Source organism: Streptomyces sp. SID10853, assembly GCF_010548145.1.
Lineage (GTDB): Bacteria > Actinomycetota > Actinomycetes > Streptomycetales > Streptomycetaceae > Streptomyces.
In genome coordinates this window covers 1-6873 of sequence record NZ_JAAGLN010000304.1, presented here as the reverse complement: position 1 = coordinate 6873, position 6873 = coordinate 1, and the positions used below count along the sequence as shown (strand labels likewise).

General features: G+C 71.3%; 6 protein-coding genes, 1 pseudogene and 1 riboswitch. Of the genes and pseudogenes, 1 reads left to right on the top strand and 6 read right to left on the bottom strand.

What is annotated here, in order from left to right:
* The 3 genes and pseudogenes from G3I19_RS32925 to G3I19_RS32915 all read right to left on the bottom strand — a co-directional run.
* Positions 1 to 210: pseudogene (locus tag G3I19_RS32925) on the bottom strand (hypothetical protein); the annotation flags it as partial.
* 122 nt (positions 211 to 332) lie between these two features.
* Positions 333 to 2366, bottom strand: coding sequence for a HAMP domain-containing sensor histidine kinase (locus G3I19_RS32920; protein ID WP_343235282.1), 2034 nt, complete (start codon positions 2364 to 2366; stop codon positions 333 to 335).
* Entirely contained in the window at positions 2353 to 3078 is a 726-nt protein-coding gene (locus G3I19_RS32915; RefSeq protein WP_343235281.1) for a response regulator transcription factor, read from the bottom strand. Before G3I19_RS32915 ends, G3I19_RS32920 begins: the two co-directional genes overlap by 14 nt.
* 86 nt (positions 3079 to 3164) lie before the next feature.
* On the opposite strand from G3I19_RS32915, the gene G3I19_RS32910 reads away from it, so the two are divergent.
* On the top strand, positions 3165 to 3614 hold the full coding sequence (locus tag G3I19_RS32910; protein ID WP_164267375.1) for an HD domain-containing protein: 450 nt from the start codon (positions 3165 to 3167) through the stop codon (positions 3612 to 3614).
* An 80-nt stretch (positions 3615 to 3694) separates the two neighbouring features.
* Here the strand turns inward: G3I19_RS32910 and G3I19_RS32905 are convergent, their stop codons facing one another.
* From G3I19_RS32905 to G3I19_RS32895, 3 genes are all read right to left on the bottom strand, one after another.
* On the bottom strand, positions 3695 to 5122 hold the full coding sequence (locus G3I19_RS32905) for an alkaline phosphatase family protein (RefSeq protein WP_164267374.1): 1428 nt from the start codon (positions 5120 to 5122) through the stop codon (positions 3695 to 3697).
* A 241-nt stretch (positions 5123 to 5363) separates the two neighbouring features.
* A complete protein-coding gene (locus tag G3I19_RS32900; RefSeq protein ID WP_164267373.1) occupies positions 5364 to 6131 on the bottom strand; it encodes a CbtA family protein in 768 nt (255 codons plus the stop codon).
* 42 nt (positions 6132 to 6173) lie between these two features.
* Complete coding sequence (locus tag G3I19_RS32895) at positions 6174 to 6398, bottom strand: CbtB-domain containing protein (RefSeq protein WP_203600847.1); 225 nt, start codon at positions 6396 to 6398, stop codon at positions 6174 to 6176.
* A gap of 2 nt (positions 6399 to 6400) precedes the next feature.
* A riboswitch (adenosylcobalamin (AdoCbl) riboswitch) is annotated at positions 6401 to 6545 on the bottom strand.
* Positions 6546 to 6873 lie beyond the last annotated feature (328 nt).

Below are 6873 nucleotides of genomic sequence, written 5' to 3'. Positions count from 1 at the left end.
CCGCCTGGCGGCCTCGGCCCTGCGGGCGGCGGGCGCCGCGGTCGGCGCCGCGGGCTTGGGCTTGTTGGCGGACGGAGCCGCGGACGGCTCGGTCTTGGGCGCGACGGGCTTGGGGCTGTCGGACGCGAAGGCTGCGGTCGACGGGACGAGCACCGTGCCGACCGCCACGGCGGCGAGCACAGCGGTGCGCAGGGACAGACGTGGGGACATGAACAGCTCCAGTTCCAGCCCGGCCTTGGTGATTCCTGGCTGCGGTTCGCAGCAGGTGCCGGGCACAGCCACAGACTGGCAAGCAGTTATGAGGAAGCTGTCAGGACGCTGTGGTCATCGGATCAGGGCGAGGACGGCGAGGTCTCAGCGCCGGGCTCCGTGTCCGGCTCGTCCCTGTCCGTCGCCGTCTGAGGCCGTCGCAGCGGCAGTCTGAGGGTGAAGACCGAGCCTTCCCCCTCCGTGCTCGCGGCGCTCGCGGTGCCGCCGTGCGCCTCGGCCAGTTTGCGGACGATCGCCAGGCCCAGACCGCTGCCGCCCGTACGGCGGTTCCGCGACTTCTCGGCTCGCCAGAAGCGGTCGAAGACGTATGGAAGGTGTTCGGCCGGGATGCCGGTGCCGGTGTCGGCCACCTCCACCACGGCCTCCTGGACCGCCGCTTCGGTGGCCTGGCCTCCCGCCGGGTCGGGCGTACCGCCGTGCACCCGCAGGGTGACCCGGCCGCCCGCCGGTGTGTGGCGTACCGCGTTGGAGACCAGGTTGCCCACCGCCTGCCGCAGCCGGACCGGGTCGGCTGCCAGGACCAGGGCAGTGGCCCCCGGCGGCGCGCCGGTCACCGTCAGCGTCACCCCCGCCGTCTCCGCGCGGGCCTGGTGCGCCGACGCGACCTGGGCCAGGAGTTCCTGGATCCGCACCGGCTCCACATGCAGCCGCAGCGCCCCCGCGTCGGCGGCCGACAGGTCCTGGAGGTCGTCGATGATGTGCTGCAACTGCACCGCCTCCTCCAGGAGCGAGGAGACGAACGCCGGGTCGGGCTCGGCGAGGCCGTCCTGCGCGGCCTCCAGCCAGCCGCGGATGTTGCTGAGCGGTGTGCGCAGTTCGTGCGCGACGTCGCTCACCATCGCCTTGCGCTGCTCCTCAAGACGTGCGCGGTGCGCCGACATGTCGTTGAACGTCGCCGCGAGCCTGCCGATCTCGTTGTCCGTGGTGACCTCGACCGGCTCCGAACTTCCGCTGTCCCGCATCCGCTGTGCCGCGTCGGTGAGCGCGTGCAGGGGGCGTACCAGCCGCGCTCCGGCGAGTACCGAGGCGCCGACGGTGAGGGCCAGGACGAGCGCCGCGACCCCCGCGATACGGGCGGTGTTGGCGGGCGAGAGGTTGAACCCGGGGACCGTGCCGCCGCCTTGGTCGCCGATGAACAGCAGGGCGGGCGACGCGACGTACGAGCTGAGCTGTTCACGGCGTGCGGTGCCGACGCAGGACGCGATGGCCCGGTCGTCGTCGCCGTTGCGGACGCTCGGCGGCGGTACGGGGGTGGGCTCGGCCTCCACGGCTCTCGCGGCCCTCCTCGCCTCGGGGACCGCGGCCTGGTTCCAGGAGAGGTTCAGGCTCAGACGGATCCCGGGGCGGTGCTGGCGGTCCAGACACGCGTCCGCCAGATGGTTGAGCGCGGTGAGCGCCTTCTGCTCGGTCCTGGTGGGCGCGTCCAGAGCCTCCGTCGTGCACGCGGATCCCAGGGTGCGGTCCGGGTCGTTGCCCACCGGCTGGACAGTGGGGCGCCCGCTCGGCCCCTCCACCGCGTCCGACGCGATCCCCTGGCGGCTGAGGCAGGCCACGGCTTGGCCGGCCAGGCGCTTGAGCGTTGCGCGCTCCGACGCGGGCAGCCTGAACGGCCCGACCGCACGCGGGTCGATCCGGTCGGCCGGCGTGCCGGTCTTGGCGGAAGTCCGCGCCGCCAGCGTGGTGTCCGTGGCGAGCGGGTCGACGACCGCCGACACCTGGGGCGGCAGCGCGGGCGGCGGCTTCCGGTCCGCCGAGTCGGCGACGGGCTGGTGGTTCTCGGTCGTCAGGGCGATCCGCCGGCCGGACTGCCGGGCCAGCTTCCGTACGGTCGCCTCGACGCCGTCCCACCGGGGGTGCGCGGCCGCGTAGCCGAGCAGGGTGTTGTAGATACGGGTGTCGGCGGTGAGGTTCTGACCCTGCTCCTGTCTGATCGCACCCGATGTGGTCTGTGCGGCGAGCCACGCGGTCGCCACCACCGAACACGCTGCCACCAGCGCCGACACCGCCAGAAGCCGGCCGAGCAGGCTCCTGCGCAGGGGCAGCCGTGTACGCGCCGCACCGCTCGGACCGGTCCTGGAACGTCTAACGCGCGGCACGTCGGGGCCCCTCCGCCGGATCGGTCAGCTTGTAGCCGACGCCGAACACGGTGAGCAGCCGGGCCGGTCTGCGCGGAGCCGCCTCGATCTTCTTGCGCAGATTCATCACGTGGACGTCGACCGTGCGGTTGCTGATGTACCGGTCGAAGCCGTGCAGTTCCGCCAGCAGCTGCTGCCGGGTGAAGACCCGGTCGGGTTCGGCGGCCATCGCGGCCAGCACCCGGAACTCGCCGGGGGTGCAGTCGACCGGCCGGCCGCCGACCGACACCGAGTGCCGCGCCGGATCGATGACGAGCGCGCCCACCGACAGCAGCGGATCGGCGGCAGGCGCCGGGCCCGTGGACCGCCGGTTGCGGCGCAGCAGCGTGCGGACCCGGGCCATCAACTCCCGGGGGCTGTAGGGCTTGGTCATGTAGTCGTCCGCGCCCAGATCGAGCCCGAGCAGCAGATCGTCCTCGGTGGAACGGGCCGTGAGCATCAGCACCGGCAACTCCCGCGCCTCGGCGCGCAGGACCCGTACGACGTCCAGCCCGTCGGCGCGCGGCATCATCACATCCAGGACCAGGAGGTCGGGCGTCCGCTGCCGCACCTCCTCGAGGGCCGCGAGGCCGTCACCCACCACCGTGACGGCGTGTCCTTCACGTTCGAGGTATCGGCGTACCAGCTCGGCCTGTTTCTCGTCGTCTTCAGCGACGATGACATGTGCGCACACGTCGCTGATCGTAGATGAGTTCGGAAAACGGACGGGACGCGCCTGCGCGGACGGGCTGTGTCTGCTGCGGAGCTAGCATCAGGCCCATGGTGAACAGCCGACTGAGCCTGCCCGAGGTCGAGGCACTCGCACGCCGGGCGCACGCCACACAGACCGACAAAGCGGGACAGCCGTACACCGTGCATCTGGCGGCCGTCGCGGAGGGAGTCGCCGTACGCGGCGGCACCGACGAGCAGATCGCCGCCGCCTGGCTGCACGACGCGGTCGAGGACGGCGCGCTGAGCGCCGCCTGGCTGGAGGAAGCTCCGCTGTCGCGGGCGGTGAAGGACATGGTGTTCGCGATGACGAAGCGGACGGGGGAGAGCCCGGAGAGCTACGCGGCCCGGATCCTCGCCGTACCGGGCGCGCGGCTGATCAAGGAAGCCGACCTCGCGCACAACGCGGACCCGGGCCGGCTGGCCGTACTGGACGAGCCCACCAGGGAGCGGCTCACGGCGAAGTACGCGCGGATGCGCGAGCTGCTGGGGCTCGGCTGACCGCACGGCCATGGGTGGGGTGGGCCCACCCATGGCCGGAAGCGGCGGCACACCCGCGGGTGGTGGAGCCGGTCATGATCTCAGGTACGCGGCCGCCGCCCCCGCTCCTGCCTCGGGAAGCTCTGGTCGGCCCCCGGCAGCACCGGCTTCGGCAGTGTGGCCACCTCCTCCTTCGCCTGGGCCAGCTGCTCGGCCGTGTCCTCCGGGAGGTGCGGCGGGCGGTGGTGGGTGTCGGAGAAGCGGAAGGCCGAGGTCAGGTCACCGAAGGTGCGGCGGCGCCACTGGGTGATGTTGGGCTCCCGCACCCCCGTGAACCGCTCCAGGAACTGGAGCGCCGACGTGTGGTCGAAGCGCTCGCCCGCGACCCAGCCGCCCACCGTCCACGGCGACACGATGATCGCGGGGACCCGGAAGCCGCCGCCGATCGGCAGGCCGTCGACGAACTCGTCCTGGGTGCCCGGTTTCGGGGTGGGCGGAGCCACATGGTCGAACAGGCCGTCGTTCTCGTCGTAGTTGAGGATGAAGGCGGTCTTCGCCCACACCTTCGGGTTGGACGCGATGGCCTCGATCTTCTGGGCCACGAAGTCCGCGCCCGCCGCCGGGAGATAGTCCGGGTGCTCGGACTGGTAGCTCGTCGGCATGATCCATGAGACGGCCGGCAGCCGGTCGTTGCGGGCGTCGTCCTCGAAGGTGCCCTCCGGCTGCGGGCGTACCCCGCGCTCGTACAGCTCGTCGCCGGGCTTGGCGTCCTTGAACGACTGGAAGTTCTCCAGCATGTTGCAGCCGTAGTCGTCGTCCTGCTGGTAGACCTTCCAGCTGACGCCCGCCGCTTGGAGCCGCTCGGCGTAGGTCATCCAGCGGTACGGAGTGGGGGCCGTGTTGTTCAGGATCGGGCCGCCCTGGGTGCCGTTCGGGTCGAGGGTGCCCGTCATCCAGTACAGCCGGTTCGGCCAGGTGGGCCCGAACACGGAGCAGAAGTAGTTGTCGCAGATGGTGAAGGTCTCCGCCAGCGCGAACTGGAAGGGGATGTCCTCCCGGGTGTAATACCCCATGACGTAGGGGCCGTTGAGCCCGTCGGCCTTGCGGTGCGCGGGCAGCCACTGGTCCATCTTGCCGCCGTTCCACGCCTCGTGCTGCACGGACCAGGCGTGGCTGGTGGACGGGATGGCCTGGGCGCTGGATGTGTGCGTGTCCAGGTGGAACGGGAGCAGATAGCCCTTCGGGTTCACCGTGTCGGGCTGGTAGAAGACGGGCTTGCCGTTGGGCAGCTTCTGCGCGTGCGGGTCGCTGAAGCCGCGTACGCCGGACAGGGTGCCGAAGTAGTGGTCGAACGAGCGGTTCTCCTGCATCAGCATCACGACGTGTTCGATGTCGCGCAGCGAGCCGTGGCGCGGCGGCCCGGCCGCGACCGCCTTCTGCACACTCGGCGGCAGCAGCGAGAGCGCCGCCGCGCCGCCGACCGCGCCTGCCGCTGAGCCAAGGAGTCTGCGTCGCGTCAACTCGGCCATGAACATCCCCTTCTCAAGCTCGGACGGGCCCTTTCTCCAAGGCCCTCCCGAACCTTCGCGGGCGGCCGGTGAGGAGGGGAGGAGCGAAACGATGAACAAGTGGCCAATGTGCGGCAAGGGTTGGCCAAGCCGTGGCACGGTGTTCGGGCGGGGCGCCCACACGGACGGATCCCGTCCGGATGTGGTCCGGGCGGGATCCGTGGAGTTCGTCGAGTCCGTTGTGCGAAGGGGCAGTTGACCCTCAGCCGACGGAGGCTGTCGTGGGCGCCGCCGTGCCGTTCGCATCGCGGGCCGGAGCCGCCCGCGGTACGAGATGACGCTCGGCGAGGTGACCGAAGAGCAGTCCGAACGCCGTCCACAGGGTGAGCTGGATGGCGAGCGCGGAGAGCCTGAACTGCCAGAGCAAGGTGGCCGGGAAGTCCTTGGGCACCTCGTTGACGGCGGGCAGGAACGCATAGGCGAGTCCGACCACCACGAGGAAGGCGGCCCCCGCCGAGATGGTCGCGTTCCAGTTGCCCAGCCGGGGCGCGAGCCTCCTGCCGATGATCACCGCGGCGACGGCGAGCAGCACACTGAGAACCATCATCAGGAAGTACAGGGTGGTGCGTTTGCCGATGGTGTCGGGGTCGCCGACGGACGGCGGGTTGGCCGGGTACTTGAGGAACGGGACGACGTACACCGCGATCAGGGCGCCGGCCGAGACCAGCACGGCCGTGGCCCGCGGGCCGAAGCCGCCGATACGGCCGAGCGCGAAGCAGAACGCGAGAGCGGCGATTCCGCCCACCGCGACGCCGAAGACGAGCACACCGGTGGCCAGGCCGGCCGTCGACTGGAGCGAGCGGCTGACCACCTCCACTTCGTGCTCATGGCTGTGCGCGCCCTCGAACGCGATGGCCGCGTCCACCCGCGGCTCACCGAGCAGATAGGCGACGACCAGAGCCAGCACGCCGGCGGCCAGGCCGGACAGCATGCCGCGGACGAGCAGGGCGCGTATGGATATGGAGTTCATGAGAGAGGTCCCCTGGATGTCAGAAGGTCGGTGACAGGGGAATCAGTGGCAGGGGAAGCCGAGGAGATGACGCCCGTCGTGGACCCACTCGTGCACGTCGGTGCCCGAGACGACCGAGGTGGCGCCCTGCTCGGCGCCGACGAAGTACAGCAGGATGAGCATCAGGATCCCGAAGAAGACCGCCCAGGGGGCGATGGCCTTGAGGGAGATGGGGGCGATCGCCGGAGTGGCGGGGGCCTCCGGGGTGGGGGCAAGGGTGCTTGCCATGGCAGTACCTCCTGGGGAACACGCGTCCCGATCGTGGTGCCTGAGACGAAGGTGCTGGGTCTGACTTCCCGCAGGACGGGTTCACAGTGGCGCGACCGTGCCGGAATCTCACCGGACTTCCATCACACCTTCGTCATGTGCACGTGGACCGTACCGCCTGACGGGCGGGCTCCGCTACGGCGCCGTACGGCCGGCCGGCCCGCTCCACCCCGCGCCTGCCGGCCCTGGCCCGCGTGATCTCCTTGTCCGGACGGCGGAAGAACGGCGGGCGGACGAGCGGACGGACCGCGGACGGGGACAGCGATGACCGTACGAGTGATGTTGATCTCACCTGCTCACAGCGGTGCGCTGCGTGAGGCCCGCTTCGACGATGACGGGCCGCTCGACGGGGCGGGGACCCGCCGGGCGGCGCGGGCCGCGGACGCCGTACCGGGCGCCGACCGGCTGCTGACCGCGCCCGACACCCGCTGCCGGC